At 53.8% G+C, this 22,039-nt stretch carries 17 protein-coding genes; 6 read left to right on the plus strand and 11 right to left on the minus strand.

Features of this window, described 5'->3' with window-relative positions:
• Position 1: 1 nt before the first annotated feature.
• From vasI to tssB, 11 genes are all read right to left on the minus strand, one after another.
• Entirely contained in the window at positions 2–745 is a 744-nt protein-coding gene (gene vasI / locus FEK47_RS23180; RefSeq protein ID WP_135486877.1) for a type VI secretion system-associated protein VasI, read from the minus strand.
• A complete protein-coding gene (gene tssH / locus FEK47_RS23185; protein WP_135486878.1) occupies positions 742–3,468 on the minus strand; it encodes a type VI secretion system ATPase TssH in 2,727 nt (908 codons plus the stop codon). Before tssH ends, vasI begins: the two co-directional genes overlap by 4 nt.
• An 8-nt stretch (positions 3,469–3,476) precedes the next feature.
• Positions 3,477–4,238, minus strand: coding sequence for a type IVB secretion system protein IcmH/DotU (gene icmH / locus FEK47_RS23190; protein WP_135486879.1), 762 nt, complete (start codon positions 4,236–4,238; stop codon positions 3,477–3,479).
• A gap of 4 nt (positions 4,239–4,242) precedes the next feature.
• Positions 4,243–5,574: a type VI secretion system baseplate subunit TssK gene (gene tssK / locus FEK47_RS23195; RefSeq protein ID WP_135486880.1), complete on the minus strand. Its 1,332-nt coding sequence runs from the start codon at positions 5,572–5,574 to the stop codon at positions 4,243–4,245.
• A gap of 2 nt (positions 5,575–5,576) precedes the next feature.
• A complete protein-coding gene (tssJ, locus tag FEK47_RS23200) occupies positions 5,577–6,101 on the minus strand; it encodes a type VI secretion system lipoprotein TssJ (protein WP_130260447.1) in 525 nt (174 codons plus the stop codon).
• Positions 6,098–7,378 carry a type VI secretion system-associated FHA domain protein TagH gene (gene tagH, locus FEK47_RS23205; RefSeq protein WP_135486881.1) on the minus strand — a complete coding sequence of 427 codons (1,281 nt, stop codon included), beginning with the start codon at positions 7,376–7,378 and terminating at the stop codon, positions 6,098–6,100. The genes tssJ and tagH overlap by 4 nt, the downstream gene beginning before the upstream one ends.
• Before the next feature lie 24 nt (positions 7,379–7,402).
• Complete coding sequence (tssG, locus tag FEK47_RS23210; protein WP_135486882.1) at positions 7,403–8,485, minus strand: type VI secretion system baseplate subunit TssG; 1,083 nt, start codon at positions 8,483–8,485, stop codon at positions 7,403–7,405.
• Complete coding sequence (gene tssF, locus FEK47_RS23215; RefSeq protein WP_135486883.1) at positions 8,449–10,299, minus strand: type VI secretion system baseplate subunit TssF; 1,851 nt, start codon at positions 10,297–10,299, stop codon at positions 8,449–8,451. The genes tssG and tssF overlap by 37 nt, the downstream gene beginning before the upstream one ends.
• A gap of 3 nt (positions 10,300–10,302) precedes the next feature.
• Positions 10,303–10,716 (minus strand): type VI secretion system baseplate subunit TssE, encoded by a 414-nt coding sequence (tssE, locus tag FEK47_RS23220; protein WP_135486884.1) that lies wholly within the window; start codon positions 10,714–10,716, stop codon positions 10,303–10,305.
• A gap of 6 nt (positions 10,717–10,722) precedes the next feature.
• Entirely contained in the window at positions 10,723–12,189 is a 1,467-nt protein-coding gene (gene tssC, locus FEK47_RS23225) for a type VI secretion system contractile sheath large subunit (protein ID WP_135486885.1), read from the minus strand.
• A 308-nt stretch (positions 12,190–12,497) separates the two neighbouring features.
• Positions 12,498–12,998 carry a type VI secretion system contractile sheath small subunit gene (gene tssB, locus FEK47_RS23235; RefSeq protein WP_130260453.1) on the minus strand — a complete coding sequence of 167 codons (501 nt, stop codon included), beginning with the start codon at positions 12,996–12,998 and terminating at the stop codon, positions 12,498–12,500.
• A gap of 686 nt (positions 12,999–13,684) precedes the next feature.
• Here tssB and FEK47_RS23240 point away from each other — a divergent pair.
• From FEK47_RS23240 to FEK47_RS23260, 6 genes are all read left to right on the plus strand, one after another.
• The gene (locus FEK47_RS23240) at positions 13,685–14,203 is read left to right on the plus strand and encodes an Hcp family type VI secretion system effector (RefSeq protein ID WP_001142955.1); all 519 of its coding nucleotides are present in this window, start codon (positions 13,685–13,687) and stop codon (positions 14,201–14,203) included.
• 32 nt (positions 14,204–14,235) lie between these two features.
• Positions 14,236–14,370, plus strand: a complete 135-nt coding sequence (locus FEK47_RS25705; protein WP_276609634.1) for a hypothetical protein — start codon at positions 14,236–14,238, stop codon at positions 14,368–14,370.
• A gap of 39 nt (positions 14,371–14,409) precedes the next feature.
• Positions 14,410–16,551 (plus strand): type VI secretion system tip protein VgrG, encoded by a 2,142-nt coding sequence (locus tag FEK47_RS23245; protein WP_135486886.1) that lies wholly within the window; start codon positions 14,410–14,412, stop codon positions 16,549–16,551.
• 75 nt (positions 16,552–16,626) lie between these two features.
• Positions 16,627–20,853: an RHS element core protein gene (locus FEK47_RS23250; RefSeq protein WP_171020867.1), complete on the plus strand. Its 4,227-nt coding sequence runs from the start codon at positions 16,627–16,629 to the stop codon at positions 20,851–20,853.
• A 10-nt stretch (positions 20,854–20,863) separates the two neighbouring features.
• Positions 20,864–21,247, plus strand: coding sequence for a hypothetical protein (locus FEK47_RS23255; RefSeq protein ID WP_135486887.1), 384 nt, complete (start codon positions 20,864–20,866; stop codon positions 21,245–21,247).
• Positions 21,248–21,428: 181 nt separating this feature from the next.
• The coding region (locus FEK47_RS23260; RefSeq protein WP_138183389.1) for an ISAs1 family transposase at positions 21,429–22,039 on the plus strand (611 nt) is incomplete at its 3' end.

Genomic DNA, 22,039 nt, shown 5'->3' on the forward strand with positions numbered 1-22,039 from the left:
TTTATTCTCCCGCCCAGTGGCAGGCATCGCGCAGGGGAGTGATCACCCTGGCCAGCCCGTCAATGTTAAAGGTCAGCTTTCCAACTGCGTTGTCTGCGCCGGTATCCACCGTCAGCGTTTTTGCGCTAAATAACTGTTTAATTTCATCAATGCCGGATAACCCCCGGCTGGACTCCAGCAGAGTGCCGCTCTCACGCACAAACCAGTGGCTGCGGAATGTCTTGCCATCGGCGCTCAGAGTGACGGCAATATCGTGCGTATCCAGTGGGTGCATCAGTGCCACCTGCATCCGGGTGATATTGTCCACGCAACTGAACATCAGCACCGGGCGTGGCGGAACATGACCGATAGCCGGGGTGGTTATCACCACCGTCGGGCGTTCCCCCTGCACCTGCGTCACCAGCAGTTCCGTGGAGTTGCCCTGGCGACGTTTTTCCTGCTCTGTGGCGCGCGTCCAGGCTTCGCCCTGGTAACGGGCTTTCACCAGTGCGGCACCACCAAAGCCAGCCTGTTCCGGCGCAAGAATGCGGTCATAACAGTCAAGCCGCTCCAGCGCCGCTGACTCGCGGCGACAGGACTGCATAGCCTGTAATGTGGCCACTGTATCCGATGGCGTCGCAGTGGCGACGGCGACCGCCACATCGGCTACTGACGATGACTCTGCGGGCGCGGCACTGGCGGGTAAGCCCGCCATCAGGCCCGCGATAAACAATCCTGTCTGCCGGAAAACGAGCAACCTGCTCATAAAGCCATTTCATCCTCTGTGACGGACTCGTCGTCCAGAGCATCTTCCACGTCTGCCGTGAATGCACCGTCTGCCGCCGACAGGCGGATACGGGCAATCGCCGTGTTAGCCGCCATTTTCTGCAACAGCAGCAGGGAGAGCGGCGGCAGCATGTCGCCATCGATGACCGACTCGAGCATCCTCGCGCCGTTTTCCGCGCGGGTGACGCGGCTCATGATTTCGTCCGTCACTTCTGGTTCAATAATCACTTCCGCGCCAAAGCGGCTGCGCAGCACGTTATCAAGGCGGGCCAGTTTCCCGGCGATAATGGTGGCGAGCGTCTCTTTCGACAGCGGCAGGTACGGCACCACTTCCATACGCGCCAGCAGGGCAGGTTTAAAGAAGTCCGCCAGCACCGGATACAGGGCTTCCTGCATGGTCTCCGGGGCATCCGCATGTTCGACAATCACCTGGTAGCCAAGGTTGGAGGTCAGGAAGAAGACGATATTCTTACAGTCAATCAGGCGGCCTTCGCCATCTGCCATCTCACCCTTGTCAAACGCCTGGTAGAACAGGTTGAGCACATCCGGGTGCGCTTTTTCCACTTCATCGAGCAGTACTACCGAGTAGGGTTTCTGGCGAATCGCTTCGGTCAGCACGCCGCCTTCACCATAGCCGACGTAGCCCGGAGGCGAACCAATCAGGCGTGAAACGGTGTGTTTCTCCTGGAACTCGGACATATTGATGGTGGTGAGATACTGGCGACCGCCGTAGAGCAGCTCCGCCAGTTGCAGGACGGTTTCGGTTTTACCCACGCCGCTGGGGCCGGCCAGCAGGAACGCGCCCAGCGGGCGTCCCGGACGGCGCAGGTCGGCGCGTGCGGTCAGCAGATGCTTATGCAGGCTGGCAATCGCCAGGTTCTGGCCTTTGATGGTGTCACCAAGCCACTTCGGCAGGTCGGTGATGACCGACATTTCATTCTGCGACAGGCGGTTAAGCGGCACGCCAGTCCATTCGGCAATCACCGCCGCAATCTGTTTTTTATCGACATGCGGGGAGACCAGCAACCGGTCGTTATGCAGAGCGTCCAGTTCGGCAGTGAGCTGTGTCAGCCGCTGCACCGGGGAAACTGTTTCAGCGGTTTCTTCCGGCTGTGTGCTACTGGCTTCATCAGTTGGTGCGGTACCGGTATTATCCTGCTCTGACTCTGGCGGCGTACCCACCATGGCATCCACGCCCAGCAACTGCTGGCGCAGCGCGATAATCTCCTGGACCAGCGTCTGCTGCTGGTGCCAGGCGGCTTCCAGTTCATCCAGCGCCGTCAGCGTTTCATCGTACTGCACCAGCACCTCTGTCATCCGTGAGGTGTCGGTACGCAACCCGATGCGAAGCTCGCGTTCAAGCTGGCGAATTTCCGCCTCCTGCTGGTGGCTCAGGGTGGTCAGCGCCGAGATTTGCTTCGGTGGTGATGACAGGTTGATTGCCACACGGGCGCAGGCGGTATCCAGCACATCAATGGCTTTGTCCGGCAACTGACGCCCGGAGAGATAACGCTCGCTCAGTGTCGCAGCGGCCTGCAAGGCGTCATCATCAATCAGCACGCCGTGAGACTGTTCATAGACCGCTGACAGGCCACGCAGAATAATGGTGGCTTCGGCGGCGTTGGGTTCGCTGACCTTCACCAACTGGAAGCGGCGCGACAGGGCGGCATCTTTCTCGAAGTATTTTTTGTACTCGCTCCAGGTGGTGGCAGCGATGGTTTTCAGCTCGCCGCGCGCCAGCGCAGGTTTGAGCAGGTTGGAGATATCCAGCCCGCCCTGCTGGTTGCCCGCGCCAATCAGGGTGTGCGCTTCGTCGATAAACAGAATGACCGGCACCGGAGAGGAAATGACCTCCGCCATCAGCCCCTTAAAGCGTTTTTCGAATTCGCCCTTCACCGACGCCCCGGCCTGCAATGCGCCCAAGTCAAGGGTCATGATATCGGTGTTTTTCAGCTTGTCAGGCACCAGGCCTGCCACGATGCGCAGCGCCAGCCCTTCAATCAGCGCGCTTTTACCCACACCTGCTTCACCCACCACCACCGGGTTATTTTTACGACGGCGGCAGAGAATGTCGATCATCAGATCGATTTCGTTATCGCGGCACAGTACCGGGTCGAGCCTGCCGTTACGGGCGTCTGCGGTCATGTTTTTGGCGTAACGGGCAAGCAGACTGTCAGCAGTATCTGACAGCATACTTGTGCCTTTACCGTCTGCGTCCGGTACGACTGATTCCGCTGATTCCCGTGTCCACTGCACAAAGTCCTGTTGCAGACGGTCACGGTTAATGCCGGTCAGTAGCCGGGCGGCGGCAGGTGGTATGTAGCGCAGCGGTGAATGCAACAGAGTCAGCAACAGCACTCCGCCGCGCAGTTCGCTGTGCTGCATCTCTGCGGAGGCCAGCAGCCAGCCTTCTTTAAGCCACTCGACCAGCATCGGGGAAAATGCCGGGTAACTGTCCGTAGAACGAGCGGTTGTGTAGTTCTCCACCGTCAACGCCTGGCGCAGTTCTTCCATGCCAATATCGCCCTGTTGGGTGATAACCCGCAGGTCACTGCGTGGCATGGCGAGCATCTGAATAAGTACATGACTGACAGTAATTTCCGCTGCCTGCTGGCTCATACATTCAGAGGCGGCCATCTCCAGCGCCTGGCGGGAGAACAGGTTAAGCCGTTTTACCAGCGTAGGAAGATCAATCTGGATCATAAACGTCCTTATCGAAGTAATTTGTTTAGCTGGTGCAGAATGTCCTGCGTCTGGCTGTCCAGCCGCAGCAGATAGAACAGGTAAAACAACGCCAGCACGACAACGCCACCACAAAAAATATGTTTAATGGTCAGGCGACTGATTAACTGATAACGCCCGCCCTGGGTTTTTTTGTCCAGGTGTAACAGCGGGAAAGAGGCATCGCCGCGCAGTTTATGCAGGACGTGGTACAGGCGGCGGTAGATCTGCTCAAATTCCCCCTGATCTTGTGCTGCCACTTTGTAACGCCCGCGAAAACCCAGAGAAAAACAGAGCCAGAGAAATTCAAGCAGATCCTGGTAACGTTTGGGTTCACGGATCAGGCGCTCCAGCAGGATGAAAACCTTCTCGCCACCCCAGGCTTCATTATGGAAATGGACCAGCAACGACTGTTTGATCCACTCGTTCTTGTTGGACCAGCCGTTACCGAGCGCCGCTTCATCAATAAAAGTGCAGAGGATGTAGCGAAACGAGATAATCACGCCCGGTTCGTAGCCCTGCTCCTGAAGCAGTTGCTCCACCGCCTGAACATCCGTCACCACCTGAGCAAACAGATGCTCCGGCATCGTCTGGCTGTTCATGGTTGAAAGACGCATCACCATACCGAGGAGGGGCGTGGCCGCGTCGATCATCGGATTCAGGCTATTGCCACGAAGTGCAAGATGATAGTCGCGCAGGCCTTTTTCGACGTGTCTGGTAAATGGTGGCAGAGACAGTGACCCTTCATCCATCGTCTTACCCTCTGATCGCCCACAGTTGCATATTCAGGTCCGGGAAACTGCCGGACACATGCAGTGCAACAGCACCTGCGGCAGCCATTTCTGCCCAGGCCTGGCCACTCTTGTCGAGTTCGAAATAGCTGAACCCAGAATGGTAAGGAAGCTGGCGGGGAGCCACCATCAAGGCACGCAATGGAATTCCGGGTATCTGCACACTGACCATATTGCGGATTTTTTCCGGCGAGGAAATTTTCGACTGCTGGATAAACTGGCGCTGGATCTGATCGACGGGCATATTTGCCGCCACGGCCAGCACAAAGGTGGCAGACTGTAGCAGTTCTGTGTCATGAACATCGGCCTGCCAGATGCCGTCACGCAGATGCAGCGGCAGATTGACCGCTCTTGGCGACAGTACTGTATGCAGAGCCCGCTTGACTTCCGGTAACAGTGTTTTAAATGTTTTGGTCAGGTCATGATGATCATACACATCAAGCGGGCAGGGCAGGCGTGACGGCTCGGTAAACGTCATCAGTTCTCCCAGTAACCCGGCAAGATCAAGGTAGAAATCTTCCGGATGGAGCTGGGATCGGCGGGCGCGATGGGTAAACCGGGTCTGGTTACGGTTAAGCAACTGCAACATCATAAATTCCGCCACATCTGCAATGCCGCTCTGCGCCGGAGAGCCTATGCGGTTTGCCAGATCGCTTGCCCGTCCGCCAATGGCCCCCTGTACTTCTTTCAGATAAACACGCAGCCTCTTACTGACCTGAATATTCTGGCAGGAGGGTATAAAATCGTCATCCAGCGTCAGGGAACCGTCGGCATGGCGATCGCTGATTCGGCAAAGCGGGAGCGTAATATAGGCGCTCATATCTTCCGCACCGCTCATAATGCGCGGCGTCAGTTGTCCCAACGTCAGTGTTCGCGCGTCACCTTCTTCTGAATGCAGATCCCGGACATCGGCATAATTCAGCCGGTAACGCCCGATTCGTCGCCCGTCGCTGATTTCATTTCTCACATCACTGGCGACTGGCAGAGCGAGGTAAATATTGCGGCTTTTTTCGTCCGGAAAATTTTGCGGGTGTAGTGGATCGGGTAGGGCGTCCTGGTCAGGGATGGAGAAGACGGTGCCGTCAGGCAACATGCCTGACGCACTGTCAATCATGACCTTACCCTGCGATAGCAGTTCATTGTTGAGGGAGAGTTCAGTAAATCCCCAGGATAAATCATTAATGGCCCGGAAACGCTGGTTATCCAGGTAGTCGTTGTAACGCTGCTGTTGCTGGAAATGGTGTGGGCGCATCAGCATCCCTTCCTGCCATATCACCTTGTTGCGGGTGGTTGCCATAATTATTCATCCTCTTTTTTCATTTCGATGCTGCTTTGACGGACATGCACCAGCAGGCGGTAATGGTGGCCGGTTCCTTCCACCGTCTCGATTTGTTTCCATTCAGTGGCCTGGTCATCGGAGAAATAGGCCACGACACCAATAAACTGCGTTTTCTCATCCAGCTTTACCGGCGGCAGGGTTTTTATGGTGTCCGGCAACAGGTTGAAATCCTGGTGGTCGATATAGTTTTTACCCAGCACATCCGGTAGCGGCGTACTGGCTATCTGGTCATAGTCGGCTGCCTGCAATTTTGAGTCGTCAGTGAGGTACACCAGTTGCACGTCCACGGCGGCTGGTTCACCCTCCGCATTGGTATTGGTGTCCGGTTCGGTCAGCAGGGTGACGGTTATTTCCGACGGTTGTTCCTTCAGGCTCCCGACCTGGATATCCGGGTTTTTGATCACTTCACTGATTTTTTTCGCCGTTTCGCAGCCGGTTAATATGACGCACATCAGCACGCAGGCCAGAAACGCCTTCCTGTTCATGCTTCCGGCTCCCGCTGTTTTTCACGAAGCACCCGGTCATAGACCTGGGCGTAGACCTCGTTAAACAGCATCTCAAACCCCTGTTGGCGATCGGAGGCCAGTTCTTCGTAATAATGGCTGTACATTTGCCATGCTCCGGCATCATCCAGCGGCTGGCGCAGTTCATGGCTGCGGCGGTACTGCACAAAGCGTCGCATCAGATTTTGTGGTGAGAAAGCGTCCAGCAGGACACGAAGCGACTCCACAATCGCCGCCCGGTTTGCCTCTTCGTGGTGGCGAACATTGCGCAGGCTTTCACTGACGGCGGCGGGGGCCGCCAGATGTACCGGGCTTTTACCTTCGGCAAACATCACGTCGAGCGCGGTGGCGTAATCCATGTTCAGGCGCAGCGGGTTATCTTCCAGCGGGCGCAAATGTTTGTCTGAGAGGCTGTTACGCTGCTGCTGCAAATCAAGCAGACCTTTTATTGCGGCCTGTAACGTTCGTCCGGCCTCTTCCAGAAAATCATCCGCATCGTCGGAATTGCTCACGGTAAGCGAGCCGCCGAGACCGCGCAGTAAGGGGGTGACCGCAAGGTGGCGTTGCGCCATTTCTGCCGGAGAGGCGTCATCATTACGATCGCCGGGGCTGGCATAAATGGGCGGCAGATCCATAAACGGAGTATTGATCCCACCATTACTTGCCGGATCAGACAGTGGTGCTGATGGCCGGACAGCCGCAATGCCTGAAAGCGGATCGCCCGTGGTTATCAGGCTTTCGGACTGAAGTGCCTGGAGTGGATCGGCAGAAAAACCGTTTACCACGGTGTCTGCAAGCTGGTGCCGGTGAGTCATTCCTGGGTAGTGTGGCGCGCCTTCCGTTGATAGCAGGGTATCCGTGAGCATATCGCGATTGGTGACAATGGTTTCAGGGGTTGCCATTTCTTCATCGTAATGGGGGATGTCTCCCCGGTTCAGATGAACCCTCACCATCAGTCGCCCGATCTGGATCTCATCGCCCTGGCGCAGCTGTATCAGGTCTGATGTTGCTGTGACTTTTGCCTGGTTCAGCCACAGTTGTGCCGTCTGCGGGCGCAGACAAAATGTGCCATCGTGCAGGATAACAGTAAAAGCCTGAGCCGGAATGCTCTGCTGACGATCCTGTACCGACCAGTGGCATTCGGGACCATTGCCGACATTTCCCTGCTGTGTGAACAGACAGCGTGCCGCCCGCCCGCTTTCCAGCTCACTGCCGTTAATGACCTGCAATGAAAGCGTCTGTAATTTCTCTTCCGGCATATTCTGCTCCGTGATTATCATAATTTACGACCGTACCCTGATGGTGACTGAGGGGCGTTCTTCCGGTGTGCCGAGGAAGCTGGTCCAGCCCAGCAGCGCACTTTTGTTATCGCCCAGGCGCATTGCACCCACCTGCTCCGGCGCCAGCCCCAGATGTAAGTCCCAGGCAAGCTGATCGCGCAGAATGAATGACACAAACATCATCAGTGGCAGGAAGTTTTCGCCGGACGGCAGAAAAGAGAGGAACTGTTTTCGGGTCAGACGGGTAATACTGAGCTGGAATTTACCGCTGAGATCGGGCACCCGTGTACCCAGAACAAAGTTGCCCAGCACCGATCTTCCGGCCAGTTTTTCGCCATTTTTAAGCGAATAGCTCCCCAGGCTGTTTTGCTGATCCGGTTCAATATCCACCTTGCGACGTTGCCAGTTTTGCAGCGTCACTTCTGACAAATCAAAGCAGTGGGACACCAGGCCGCAGATAATTTCCGGGGATCGTCCCGGATTGGCCAGGATCCCGGAATACGCCAGCATTTTACTGTGATTAATCGCCAGCTTATCGCGAAGCTGGCGATTACCCAGCCCGACAAGGGAGTACATGCGCTGCGAGAACGCATCCACACCGCCGTTACGAAAACTGACGTGATAGCGGTACTTGCGCCAGATATGCCAGACAAACTGAGTCAGGCGGTGGCTGAACATATCCAGAAAATCGCCCACCGGGCTTTGTTCATGTACCGCTTTCCAGGCCAGTTGATCAAGGTAATAACCGGGGAGAGGCGACTGGCTCCCCTGTAACCCCATAAAGGTGGTGGTCATCCTGAATACCCCTGACGTATCCCGTTTCAGCAAACTGATATCACTCAGGGGAAACGCAAGGCTGGCGTCGGCGCTGAAACGCAGGATTTCCTGTGTCGGATCATCGCGCAGGGATAATTCCGGTGTCCCCTTTTCCCCCTGAGCCAGGCGGTGCAACAACTCCGCCATCGCAAAAAAATTGTAAGAGCAGGCGTTTTGGAGAACCTGCGCCAGCGGATCATTCTGCTCTTTATCTGCCAGGGGATTTCCCGGACTCAGATAAGAGGATGCTGCCCGGTTCTTTCCGTCCATTTCCATGTCTCCTGGCTTTCAGTGTTCACAACGGTCAGCATGTGGAATGAATTGACGCTGGCATACAGCGAAAGAAAGTGCGAAAGCACCGTACCGAGCAGATACATTTCCCCTTCACAGACAAACGGCTCCGGATGCAGATACAGCGTTGAGGCCAGCCCTCGAACAGGAATACCCGTAAACAGGCGATCAATGGGGCGGGTCTCAAGACGCTCAATGGCATCCAGCTTTTGTTGTGACAACCGCGCCGTCTGCGGATGATGGATTGCGTGGCGATCAAAGTTGGCGATGACCTGCTTCAGTGCGTCCGTATCCAGTAATGACAGATAATTCAGGTTCATGGCGGAGAGCAGGGACCAGTGCAGGCTGCCATCAATGACTGGCCAGAGTGGTTGCGTCGGGCGGGTAATGTTGCGAAATGAAGCGACCGCCGCATTTTTACCGGTTGTGCCGGTGATATCTCCGGAACGAAGCTGTGACGGAAGCTCCCGGTTGGTACAGGTTAGCGTTACCGAAACCACTTCGTTACTGAGCAGCGATTCGTCTGACGGATAACTGCCATCAGCATGTATAAAAGCAAGGGTATGATCAAAGCCGCGATGGAACAGGGATGTTTTGGTCCGGTGATGCCAGTACACTACTTCCCGCTTCCGGCTGTATTCCATCTGATGGCTGAAACTTTCAAAGGCAGGCCACTGGCGCGCGGCCTGCGTCGAAACAGGACGCCCCAGATCTTTTTTCCTGAACATATCCTGGACCTGGCTCACCACATTGTTAACGGAAAATACATCGTAATGTTCCGGGTAATGGCGGCTGGGAACCAGCGGATAGTCTGCCCGCCGATTGTCCAGCGTGATGGCTTCTGCATGGTGGATAAATAAATTAATGGCAGGTGCGCAATACAGACGCAGGGAATCGCGGCGCAGCCGGATGTCCACGGGCAAAGGGCGTGAAAAACGCAGTTGCAGGGTAAAGGATTCAGCCTGCAATCCGTCAGGCAAAGCCGGACAGCCACAAAGATCAAAAAAGAGAAACGCATCCGGGTAACAGAAATACTCCTGAAGGATCCGGTAGCCGCTATGGACGTTTTTCGGCCACGGCAGCATGGCATCCTGCGGCTCAAAACCGACAGCTTTCAGCATAAACTCAGGCAGGCGAATATGCTGTTCACCCACAGTCAGGTCGGCACCCTGCAAGTATTCACAGAACCATAAATAAAGCTGGTCATGGGTATAGTTGTCGTCATTGCCGAGCCAGAAGCGAAGTTTGTTCAGATCCAGCGTGCGGAAGTCCGTTCCCGATGCGACCGAAAAGGTGATGTTGATAACACCATTACGGGGCGTACTGCGGTTTTCAATCTGCTCCAGGCGAACGGGCAGCAGCCAGATATCCCGGCAGAGGGTGAAGGTACAGGGAGGCGGCTCTTCCTTTTTAGAATCGGAGGGCAGCACGTCATCGACTCTGATTTCCCCGGCGTTGGTTGTAAACTGCTCATTACGGGGGATTAACACCGGCACAGAAGACTTATCCATATCCGGCGTATATTCAATAAGGGTCATTGCCGGAACCGGACGCAGGTAATTAGGCCACAGCATCTTAATAAGGCCATGCGTCAGTTCTGGGAATTCATCCTCAATTTTCTGGCGGAGATTGCCGGTAAGAAAAGCCACGCCTTCCAGCAGGCGTTCAATATCCGGATCCGCATCTTTTTCGGCCAGGAAGCGGGCCAGATGGGGTTTTTCCGTTGCCAGCAGCTTGCTGAGCTGGCGCAGGTAATCGAGTTCTTCCCGGAAATAGCGTTCTTCAAATTCCATTTGTCAGTCCACCCGGTAATGCTGGCTGCCATTCGGTGCCATATCAAATTCAAGCACTTCATGCGTTTCGTTAAATGTCACCCAGGCTGAAATATGAAACGTCATATCCAGCGGGCTGGCGGCGGATGAAACCACAGCCTGCACTTCAGCGTGTGAGATCCGGGGTTCATAGCGTTCTATACATTGCGCGATGGCCCGACTCATTGATTCGCGGAAGTTTTCAGCCACTTCCTGTTCATCAATGCCCAGTTCAGGCGCCCCCCGGCAACTACCGGACCGGGTATTAAGAATGTTTCGCAGGTTCTGGCGAATGGATTGCCTGAGCGAATGAATACTGCCTCCCTGCCGGTTTCTGGCCGAAGAGGCTTCCATACGCTCAAAAAGAGAACCTGTGGTTCTTTCCCGATCCGGTATCATGGTGTGTTACTCCCTGTCTAACCGGCCAACCAGGGAAAGCTCAAAGTTTGCCCCCATAAATTTAAAATGTGGCCTTACGCTCAGTGCAACCTGATACCATCCGGGTTCGCCTTCCACATCCATAACTTCAACTCTGGCGGCGCGCAGAGGTTTACGACTGCGCACGTCTGCTGGTGGGTTTTCCTGGTCGGCAACATACTGACGGATCCAGGTATTCAGCTCCCTCTCTAAGTCGCTTCTTTCTTTCCATGACCCGAGTTGTTCACGCTGCAACACCTTGATGTAGTGCGCTAACCGGTTGATGATGAAGAGATAAGGAAGCTGCGTACCCAGCTTATAGTTGGTTTCTGCATCTTTTCCCGGAAAGTGTTTCGGTTTTTGTACCGAATTTGCTGAGAAAAAGGCTGCATTATCAGAGTCTTTACGCATGGTTAGGGTAATAAACCCTTCTTCAGCTAGTTCAAATTCACGGCGATCGGTGATCAGCACCTCGGTTGGGATTTTGGCCTGAATTTGACCCATCGTTTCGAACAGATGTACCGGCAGATCTTTCACTGCGCCGCCGCTTTGCGGACCGATGATATTTGGACACCAGCGGTATTTGGCAAAACTGTCAGCGACATTGCATGCCAGCATCCAGGCCGTATTACCCCACAGATAATCTTCGTGGTTCTGGCTGACATCTTCGTGATAGTTAAAGTTCTTAACAGGGTTATCTGTTGGTGACCAGGGTTGGCGAAGCAGGAAGCGGGGTGCCGTAAGCCCTAAATAACGCGAATCTTCAGAGTCACGAAGGGCTCGCCATTTGGTATAGGCCGGACCTTCAAAGATGGCATAAAGATCTTTGATATTAGGCAGTTCGGTCCAAGAGTTCAGCCCCATAAATTCCGGGGAAACGGAGGACAGGAACGGTGCGTGCGCCATTGCGCCCACGGCACTGACGTATTGCAGCAGCTTCATGTCTGGCGCGGTATTTTTAAACTCGTAAGCGCCCAGCACGGTAGCGATGGGTTCACCACCAAACTGTCCGAATCCAGACGAATAAACATGTTTATAAAATCCGGATTGAATAATTTCTGGTGCAAACTCAAAGTCTTCCAGAAGCTCCTGTTTGGTGACATGAAGCACGTTGACCTTGATGTTTTCACGGAAATCAACGCGATCCACCATGGTTTTCAGTGAGCGCCAGAACGACTCTACCTGCTGAAATGTAGGCGCATGAATGATGGTATCCATCTGGCGACTGATGCGTTCATCAATATCTGCAATCATGCTGTCCACGGCCAGTTTATTGACCGGTTCGTCAGGTGTGGTGGATTGCAGGATGCTGCTAATAAAGGCTGTCACGCCCTGGCGGGCAACGTCATAAACTTCCGAGCCGGGCTGAATGCGGGTCTGCGCCATGATTTGATCAAGCAGCGACGGCGCCTGATCTACCTGACTGGAAACAAGTTCCTCTTCCTGTAAAGACATACTGAAAATCCTTCTGTTTTGCTGTGTTTCTGTAACCGGGTTCGAACCTTCAGTGAAGTACGCACCGTCAGTACAGCACGCTCTGCTGAAGCTCACAAAGATGGATAAGCTCATCCATTAGGTCACTGATACGGCGATCCAGTTTTATAGTCAGCGCATCCACGTCATCTTGGTTTAATTCACCTGTCTGACTGAAGCATACCAGGTACATTGCATACCGTATTTCTTCGTTAGACAGGGAAGTGACCCACAGATATTTTTGTGTGCCGCCATGTCTGGATAACCCCGTTTTAATGAAATTTTTGGGGTTATTTCCCGCTCACCAAGCCGATTTCTTTTAGCAACTGTTCGCGGGATTCCTCATTTTCCAGCAATGCCTGGATTTGTGTACGGAAGGCAGGAAGGTTACCCATCGGCCCTTTCAGCGCAGTAAGCGCTTCACGCAGTTCCAGCAATTTGTTTACTTCCGGAACCTGTCGAGCCACGCTATCCGGTGAAAAATCATCCAGTGACTTGATGTTCAGCGCCACATTCAGTTCATCACCAGTTCTACTTTCCTTAAGCGTGGCGGGGACAATGAAATTGAGGTCAATGTTTGCTTCGGCCATCACCGCGCCAAAATTGTGTTTGTTAATGGAAACAGCCTGGCGTTCATCCAAAGGGGATGTCTCTTGCGTATTTCCGGTATCGCCGACAACGAGCATGTTGAGCGGAAGCTCTACTTCAGCCGTCTGACCGTCCGTTTTGGGGACATACGATATATTTATGCGCTCGCGAGGCGCGACGCTGCCTTCAAATTTTTTGCTCATAAAAGTGATCCGTCATGTTGTCTCGTACAGACCATGAATACGGCATATTTGTACCGAAAAAATATCGATAATGCCGTACTAATGGCGGTTAAAATAAATTCACCACTCCTTAATTGCCCCGCATTTTACGCTTAAAAATAAATAATAAAAGGACTTTTTATCATTCACAAATAAGGGTATTCTGCGATAAATAAATACACTCTATAAGCATTGATAATCCATGTCAGGCATATCATGGGATTTGTTAAAATAAATGAAAATTAACATGTATTTGATATTGTTGAATATTTTATTAAAACATAAGTAATATTAATGTTTTTGTGCTTATATATTTACCTCATGATTAAAAGAGTGGTTTTTTAAGGAATATCTCAGAAACTATCAAAATGATAAATTCTAAATGGGTAAGTGAGATATTTATTAATGATACAGCTTTGCCTTTTAATAGAGATGATGACAGGCCTTGGTTATTTGAGCATGGCTATCAAATTATATAACCAGTGTTACCTATTTAGCTCTTGGATGATTGGAACAGATTTTTTTACAGCAGCCGTGAATTCAAATTCGGTTTGTATGTGAAAAGTACAGAAAAATGATGTAGTTCCAGAGTGAGCGACATCTGCCTGTCGTGGTTATCGACAGGTTATTGTAAGTGTTAACTAACGGATTTTACAAGGAGTTTACAAATGCCAACCCCATGTTACATTTCGATCACGGGCCAGACCCAGGGGAACATCACTGCTGGTGCTTTTACTGCTGATTCCGTCGGCAATATCTACGTGCAAGGCCACGAAGATGAAATGTTAGTCCAGGAGTTTCTTCATAACGTTACTGTCCCGACAGATCCTCAGTCCGGCCAGCCAGCTGGTCAGCGTGCTCACAAACCGTTCATTTTTACCGTGGCGCTGAACAAAGCTGTTCCGCTGATGTACAACGCACTGGCCTCCGGCGAAATGCTGCCAAAAACCGAACTGCACTGGTGGCGCACTTCTGTGGAAGGCAAACAGGAGCATTATTTCACCACCCGCCTGACCGATTCGACGATTGTCGATATGAAACTGCATATGCCGCATTGCCAGGATCCGGCGAAACGCGAGTTCACCCAGTTGCTCGAAGTTTCACTGGCCTACCGCAAAATTGAGTGGGAACACGTCAAATCTGGCACCTCCGGTGCCGACGACTGGCGCGCACCGCTGGAAGCATAAGTTAAGCCAACAGCATCCGGCTATCAGGCCGGATGCTGTTTTTGTTACGCCGTAAAGGAAAGGTTGTCAGTAATGAGTTGCGTTCACAGGAGATGGCGGATGCCGGAAACTTCGGCGGTAGCGTGCATGAACGCATGCGTAACACTGTACTGTCACAGCCGCTTTAACAGCGAACTGTCTGTTTTTCCTTAATCCCGGAGGTTGCTATGTCAACCGGATTACGTTTCACGCTGGAAGTGGACGGTCTGCCACCGGATGCTTTTGCGGTGGTTTCCTTTCATCTGAACCAGTCACTCTCTTCGCTCTTTTCCCTCGATCTCTCTCTGGTCAGCCAGCAGTTTCTCTCCCTTGAATTTCAGCAGATCCTCGACAAAATGGCCTATCTGACGATATGGCAGGGTGATGACGTACAGCGCCGGGTGAAAGGTGTAGTGACCTGGTTTGAACTGGGGGAGAACGACAAAAACCAGATGCTATACAGCATGAAGGTGTGCCCACCGCTGTGGCGCACAGGGCTGCGCCAGAACTTCCGTATCTTCCAGAATGAGGACATCGAAAGCATCCTCGCTACGATCCTGAAGGAAAACGGTTTGACCGAATGGAGTCCGCTGTTCAGCGAGCCGCATCCTTCCCGTGAGTTTTGTGTCCAGTACGGCGAAACCGATTACGATTTCCTGTGCCGGATGGCGGCGGAGGAAGGCATCTTCTTTTATGAGGAGCACGCGCAAAAAAGTACCGACCAGAGCCTGGTCCTGTGCGACACCGTGCGTTATCTGCCGGAGTCCTTTGAGATCCCCTGGAATCCGAACACCCGCACCGAAGTGAGCACCCTCTGCATCAGCCAGTTCCGCTACAGCGCACAAATCCGTCCTTCCTCCGTAGTGACCAAAGACTACACCTTTAAACGACCCGGCTGGGCAGGGCGTTTTGACCAGGAAGGCCAGCACCAGGATTACCAGCGCACGCAGTATGAAGTGTATGACTACCCCGGTCGTTACAAGGGTGCCCACGGGCAGAACTTTGCCCGCTGGCAAATGGACGGCTGGCGAAACAATGCAGAAGTGGCGCGCGGAACAAGCCGTTCTCCGGAGATATGGCCGGGACGGCGAATTGTGCTGACGGGGCATCCGCAGGCGAACCTGAACCGTGAATGGCAGGTGGTGGCGAGCGATCTGCACGGCGAGCAGCCGCAGGCGGTGCCGGGACGCAGTGGTTCGGGTACCACGCTGAATAACCACTTTGCGGTAATACCGGCAGACAGAACATGGCGACCACAGCCGTTGCTGAAACCGCTGGTGGATGGCCCGCAGAGCGCCGTCGTGACAGGACCGGCAGGCGAGGAAATCTTCTGTGATGAACATGGCCGCGTGCGGGTGAAATTTAACTGGGACCGCTATAACCCGTCAAACCAGGACAGTTCATGCTGGATCCGTGTGGCACAGGCGTGGGCAGGTGCCGGGTTTGGCAACCTGGCGATACCGCGTGTGGGCCAGGAGGTCATTGTGGACTTCCTCAACGGCGATCCGGACCAGCCGATCATTATGGGGCGCACCTACCACCAGGAAAACCGCACCCCCGGCAGCCTGCCGGGAACAAAGACGCAGATGACCATTCGTTCGAAAACCTATAAGGGCAGCGGGTTTAATGAACTGAAGTTTGACGATGCGACAGGGAAAGAACAGGTCTACATCCACGCGCAGAAGAACATGAACACCGAGGTTCTGAATAACCGCACCACTGATGTGATAAATAACCATGCCGAAAAAATAGGTAACAACCAGGCGATCACCGTTACCAATAACCAGATCCAGAACATCGGCGTTAATCAGATACAGACGGTTGGTGTCAACCAGGTAGAAACGGTAGGCAGTAACCAGATTATCAAAGTGGGTTCAAACCAGGTTGAAAAGGTGGGGATCATTCGTGCGCTGACGGTAGGCGTGGCTTACCAGACGACGGTAGGCGGCATCATGAATACCTCGGTGGCGTTGTTGCAGTCCTCACAGGTAGGGCTGCATAAATCACTGATGGTGGGAATGGGCTACAGCGTCAATGTAGGGAATAACGTCACCTTCTCGGTGGGCAAGACGATGAAGGAAAACACCGGGCAAACAGCAGTTTATTCTGCCGGTGAGCATCTTGAACTCTGCTGTGGTAAGGCAAGGCTGGTGCTGACGAAGGACGGAAGCATATTTCTCAATGGTACACACATCCATCTGGAAGGAGAGTCGGATGTGAACGGTGATGCGCCGGTGATTAACTGGAACTGTGGTGCCACACAACCTGTACCGGATGCGCCTGTGCCGAAAGATTTACCCCCCGGAATGCCGGATATGCGGCAATTTTGAGTCAGGTGCAAAAAATTAAAACGGAACTGGTGCAGTGACCAGATGAACCATATTAAAAGCAGAAGGAATTGATTCATGGGCGGAAAACCGGCGGCGCGACAGGGCGACATGACCCGCAAGGGACTGGATATTGTGCAGGGTTCAGCGGGCGTACTGATAGGTGCGCCGACGGGAGTGGCCTGCTCGGTATGTCCCAACAGCCCGATAGAGGAGCAGAAGGGCCACCCGGTGAACCCGGTGCTGGGTGCGAAGGTGCTGCCGGGCGAGACGGACCTTGCGCTGCCCGGTCCGCTGCCGTTCATTCTTTCCCGCGCCTACAGCAGCTACCGGACCAGGACACCCGCGCCGGTAGGGGTCTTTGGTCCCGGCTGGAAAGCGCCCTTCGATATCTGCTTACAGATACGCGATGAAGGCCTGATACTCAACGACAGCGGCGGCAGGAGCATTCACTTTGAGCCGCTGTTTCCCGGCGAGATAAGCTACAGCCGCAGCGAGTCGTTCTGGCTGGCACGGGGCGGGGTGGCGGAGCAGCACAGTTCGCAGCCGTTAAGCGCGCTCTGGCAGGTACTGCCGGAAGATGTTCGCCTGAGTCCGCATGTGTACCTGGCGGCAAACAGCCTTCAGGGGCCGTGGTGGATACTCGGCTGGCCGGAGCGGGTGCCGGAGGCGGACGAGGTGCTGCCGCCGGAGCCGCCCGCATACCGGGTGCTGACGGGTGTGGTGGACGGCTTCGGGCGGACGCTGGCCTTCCACCGGGCGGCGGAGGGTGACGTGGCGGGCGCGGTGACGGGGGTGACGGACGGCGCGGGCCGTCGTTTTCACCTGGCGCTGACCACACAGGCACAGCGGGCGGAAGCCTTCCGTAAACAGCGCGCCACGTCTTTATCCTCCCCTGCCGGTCCCCGTTCTGCTTCCTCTTCTTCCTCTTCTTCAGCTTTCCCCGACACGCTGCCCGCCGGTACAGGATACGGCACGGATAACGGTATCCGGCTGGAGGCGGTGTGGCTGACATATGACCCGGCATACCCGGATGAACTGTCCGCCGCGCCGCTTGCGCGCTACACGTACACGGCCAGCGGTGAACTGCGGGCGGTGTATGACCGCAGCGGAACGCAGGTGCGCGGGTTTACTTATGATGCGCAGCACGCGGGGCGGATGGTGGCGCACCATTATGCGGGAAGGCCGGAGAGCCGCTACCGGTATGATGATACCGGTCGGGTGACGGAGCAGGTCAACCCGGAAGGGCTGGACTACCGCTTTGAGTACGGAGAGAGCCGGGTAATCATCACGGACAGCCTGAAGCGGCGGGAGGTGCTGTACACGGAAGGCGAGGGTGGCCTGAGACGTGTGGTGAAGAAGGAACATGCGGACGGTAGCATCACCCGCAGCGAGTATGATGAGGCGGGGAGGCTGAAGGCGCAGACGGATGCGGCGGGACGGCGGACGGAGTACAGCCTGCATATGGCGTCGGGCGCGGTAACGGCGGTGACGGGGCCGGACGGCAGGACGGTACGGTATGGCTACAACAGCCAGCGGCAGGTGACGTCGGTGACGTACCCGGACGGGCTTCGCAGCAGCCGGGAGTATGATGATAAGGGAAGGCTGGCGGCGGAGACCTCACGCAGCGGTGAGACGACGAGTTACAGCTATGATGACCCGGCGAGTGAACTGCCGACAGGGATAGAGGATGCGACGGGCAGTACAAAACAGATGGCATGGAGCCGCTATGGTCAACTGCTGGCCTTTACGGACTGCTCGGGGTACACGACGCGGTATCAGTATGACCGGTACGGTCAACAAATCGCCGTTCACCGGGAAGAAGGCATCAGCACTTACAGCAGTTATAACCCGCGTGGTCAACTGGTCAGTCAGAAGGATGCACAGGGGCGTGAAACCCGTTATGAGTACAGCGCCGCAGGCGACCTGACAGCAACGATATCACCGGACGGTAAACGCAGCACCATCGAATATGATAAACGCGGGCGTCCGGTGAGTGTGACAGAGGGCGGACTGACGCGCAGCATGGGGTATGACGCCGCCGGGCGCATCACTGTGCTGACCAACGAGAACGGCAGCCGGAGTGAATTTACCTACGATGTGCTGGACCGCCTGACGGAGCAGCGTGGCTTTGACGGCAGGACACAGCGTTACCGGTACAGCGCCGCAGGGCAGCTTGTCCACAGTGAAGACGAGGGACTTATCACCCTCTGGCATTACGATGCGTCGGACCGCATCACGCACCGGACGGTGAACGGCGACCCGGCGGAGCAGTGGCAGTATGATGAGCACGGGTGGTTAACCACCCTCAGCCATACCAGTGAAGGCCACCGTGTGGCGGTCCACTACGGCCACGACGATAAAGGCCGCCTGACGGGCGAACGGCAGACGGTGGAAAACCCGGAGACGGGGGAGATACTGTGGGAGCATGAGACGAAGCACGCGTACAGCGAACAGGGTCTGGCGAACCGTCAGGAGCCGGACGGTCTGCCGCCGGTGGAGTGGCTGACGTATGGCAGCGGTTATCTTGCGGGGATGAAGCTGGGCGGAACGCCGCTGGTCGAGTACACGCGGGACCGGCTGCACCGTGAGACGGCCCGCAGCTTCGGCGGGGAGGCATATGAACTCGCCACCGCCTGGAATACCAGTGGCCAGCTCCAGAGCAGGCACCTGAACCTTCCGCAGCTTGACCGTGACTATACGTGGAACGATAACGGGCAACTGGTGCGCATCAGCGGCCCGCAGGAGAGCCGGGAGTACCGTTACAGCGACACGGGAAGGCTGACGGGCGTCCACACCACGGCAGCGAACCTGGATATCGATATCCCGTATGCAACAGACCCGGCAGGAAACCGGCTGCCGGACCCGGAACTGCACCCGGACAGCACCCTCACGGCGTGGCCGGATAACCGCATCGCGGAAGATGCGCACTATGTCTACCGCTACGATGAATACGGCAGGCTGACGGAGAAGACGGACCGTATCCCGGAAGGGGTTATCCGGATGCACGACGAGCGCACCCACCACTACCATTACGATAGCCAGCACCGGCTGGTGTTTTATACGCGGATACAGCACGGCGAGCCACAGGTGGAGAGCCGCTACCTCTATGACCCGCTGGGCCGCCGGACGGGGAAACGTGTGTGGCGGCGGGAGCGTGACCTGACGGGGTGGATGTCGCTGTCGCGTAAACCGGAGGTGACGTGGTACGGCTGGGACGGCGACCACCTGACGACGGTACAGACCGACACCACGCGTATCCAGACGGTATACCAGCCGGGGAGCTTCACGCCGCTCCTGAGAATCGAAACAGAGAATGGCGAACAGGCGAAGGCGCGGCACCGTAGCCTGGCGGAGGTGTTGCAGGAGGACACGGGAGTGACGCTACCGGCGGAGCTGGCGGTGATGCTGGGAAGGCTGGAGCGGGAACTGCGCGCGGGAGCGGTGAGTGCGGAGAGTGAGGCATGGCTTGCGCAGTGCGGGCTGACGGCGGAACAGATGGCGGCGCAACTGGAGGCGGAATACATCCCGGAGCGGAAACTTCATCTTTACCACTGTGACCACCGGGGGCTGCCGCAGGCGCTCATCAACCCGGAAGGCGAAACGGCGTGGCGCGGGGAGTATGACGAGTGGGGGAACCTGCTGGGAGAGGAAAGCACGCAGCACCTTCAGCAGTCACTCCGTCTGCCGGGGCAGCAGTATGATGAGGAGTCGGGGCTGTACTACAACCGTCACCGGTATTATGACCCGCTACAGGGGAGGTATATCACCCAGGACCCGATAGGACTGAGGGGGGAATGGAACCTGTATCAGTATCCGTTAAATCCCGTAGAATATATAGATCCCATAGGGTTAAAAGTTATATTTACAGGTGACGAAAAAACTCAGAAGGCATTGAAGTGCGCTTACGAAACCATAAAAACAAGCGGGTATGGAAACTCAATGATAAGTTCATTGGAAAAAAATGATGAAACTTATACAATAACAAATGAAGAGAAAAATGAATCGTTTTACTCTCCAGGTAGAAAAGTTATTTCGGTTGATCCAAATCATCGTCCTAATGTGTATGTTGATTTTTCTTGTAATTCTACAGGAGAGGAAAAGGCTTCTACAGTTGCATTATTAATGCATGAGATAGCTCATGCTTATTGGTCCATCGGAAAGACTAAAGATGAAGGTGAAAGTAACACCAATGATAATAATTTCGGGAAAAGTGAGGAGGTTGTTATTAAATATGGGGAGAATCCAATTAGAGGTCAGTTAAATATGTGTGCTCGCCGTGAATATTATACGTATAAAAAATAAGGTATTTTTAATGCTTAAATATTTATATTTGATGTTGTTTTTTTCATTTTCATCATGTGCTGATGTCTATTTTTATCCCTTTGATCGACAGCCATATAGAGAGAGAGATTTTTATAATATCAAATACATGTGTTCAGAAAAATGGAGCGTTGATGATTTTGATATTACTTTTTTTAATTCCTTAATACATAAAGGTGTTGTGGTTGATAAATTTGATTCGAATGCGGTGAGAGTTCTTATAGAAATATATGATAAAAATGTGTACATTGATTCAGGAGGTATAGCTTCTGTTGATTTAAATAGTGGAATAAAAGTAGATATCAACGAGTTAATTATATATAAAGATTATATAAAAACGAAAGCGTTACCTTGCCGAGAGTGGGGGGATTTTTAATTTATATAGGTACAGCTATGATGACCCGGCGAGTGAGCAGGGAAAGATCATTAGAAGTACACTTTTTGTACTAAATAATTCGCACTAAATGTTCAATAATTGAGATATTCCTTATTGCCTAAAGCTGTTTTTCATTGCTTATACATGATCAAATACTCCTTACCTAATTAAGGAGAACAAAATGGAACTTAAAAAATTGATGGAACATATTTCTATTATCCCCGATTACAGACAAGCCTGGGAAGTGGAACATAAATTGTCTGATATTCTACTATTGACCATTTGCGACGTTATTTCTGGGGCGGAAGGATGGGAAGATATAGAGGATTTTTGGGAAACACATCTCGATTTTTTGAAGCAATATTGTGATTTTGAAAATGGTATTCCTGTTCACGATACCATTGCCAGAGTTGTATCCTGTATCAGTCCTGCAAAATTTCACGAGTGCTTTATTAACTGGATGCGTGACTGCCATTCATCAAATGATAAAGACGTCATTGCAATTGATGGAAAAACGCTCCGGCATTCTTATGACAAGAGTCGCCGCAAGGGAGCGATTCATGTCATTAGTGCGTTCTCAACAATGCACAGTCTGGTCCTCGGGCAGATCAGGACGGATGAGAAATCTAATGAGATCACAGCTATCCCTGAACTTCTTAACATGTTGGATATTAAAGGAAAAATTATCACAACTGATGCGATTGGTTGCCAGAAAGATATTGCAGAGAAGATACAAAAACAGGGAGGTGATTATTTATTCGCTGTAAAAGTAAACCAGGGGCGGCTAAATAA

This window comes from Escherichia sp. E3659, from assembly GCF_005781135.1.
GTDB lineage: Bacteria > Pseudomonadota > Gammaproteobacteria > Enterobacterales > Enterobacteriaceae > Escherichia.

Bases quoted from the DNA above. Each gene is read 5' to 3' on its own strand.
- vasI (WP_135486877.1), bottom strand. From the start codon at position 745: ATGAGCAGGTTGCTCGTTTTCCGGCAGACAGGATTGTTTATCGCGGGC.
- tssH (WP_135486878.1), bottom strand. From the start codon at position 3,468: ATGATCCAGATTGATCTTCCTACGCTGGTAAAACGGCTTAACCTGTTC.
- icmH (WP_135486879.1), bottom strand. From the start codon at position 4,238: ATGGATGAAGGGTCACTGTCTCTGCCACCATTTACCAGACACGTCGAA.
- tssK (WP_135486880.1), bottom strand. From the start codon at position 5,574: ATGGCAACCACCCGCAACAAGGTGATATGGCAGGAAGGGATGCTGATG.
- tssJ (WP_130260447.1), bottom strand. From the start codon at position 6,101: ATGAACAGGAAGGCGTTTCTGGCCTGCGTGCTGATGTGCGTCATATTA.
- tagH (WP_135486881.1), bottom strand. From the start codon at position 7,378: ATGCCGGAAGAGAAATTACAGACGCTTTCATTGCAGGTCATTAACGGC.
- tssG (WP_135486882.1), bottom strand. From the start codon at position 8,485: ATGGACGGAAAGAACCGGGCAGCATCCTCTTATCTGAGTCCGGGAAAT.
- tssF (WP_135486883.1), bottom strand. From the start codon at position 10,299: ATGGAATTTGAAGAACGCTATTTCCGGGAAGAACTCGATTACCTGCGC.
- tssE (WP_135486884.1), bottom strand. From the start codon at position 10,716: ATGATACCGGATCGGGAAAGAACCACAGGTTCTCTTTTTGAGCGTATG.
- tssC (WP_135486885.1), bottom strand. From the start codon at position 12,189: ATGTCTTTACAGGAAGAGGAACTTGTTTCCAGTCAGGTAGATCAGGCG.
- tssB (WP_130260453.1), bottom strand. From the start codon at position 12,998: ATGAGCAAAAAATTTGAAGGCAGCGTCGCGCCTCGCGAGCGCATAAAT.
- FEK47_RS23240 (WP_001142955.1), top strand. From the start codon at position 13,685: ATGCCAACCCCATGTTACATTTCGATCACGGGCCAGACCCAGGGGAAC.
- FEK47_RS25705 (WP_276609634.1), top strand. From the start codon at position 14,236: ATGCTGTTTTTGTTACGCCGTAAAGGAAAGGTTGTCAGTAATGAGTTG.
- FEK47_RS23245 (WP_135486886.1), top strand. From the start codon at position 14,410: ATGTCAACCGGATTACGTTTCACGCTGGAAGTGGACGGTCTGCCACCG.
- FEK47_RS23250 (WP_171020867.1), top strand. From the start codon at position 16,627: ATGGGCGGAAAACCGGCGGCGCGACAGGGCGACATGACCCGCAAGGGA.
- FEK47_RS23255 (WP_135486887.1), top strand. From the start codon at position 20,864: ATGCTTAAATATTTATATTTGATGTTGTTTTTTTCATTTTCATCATGT.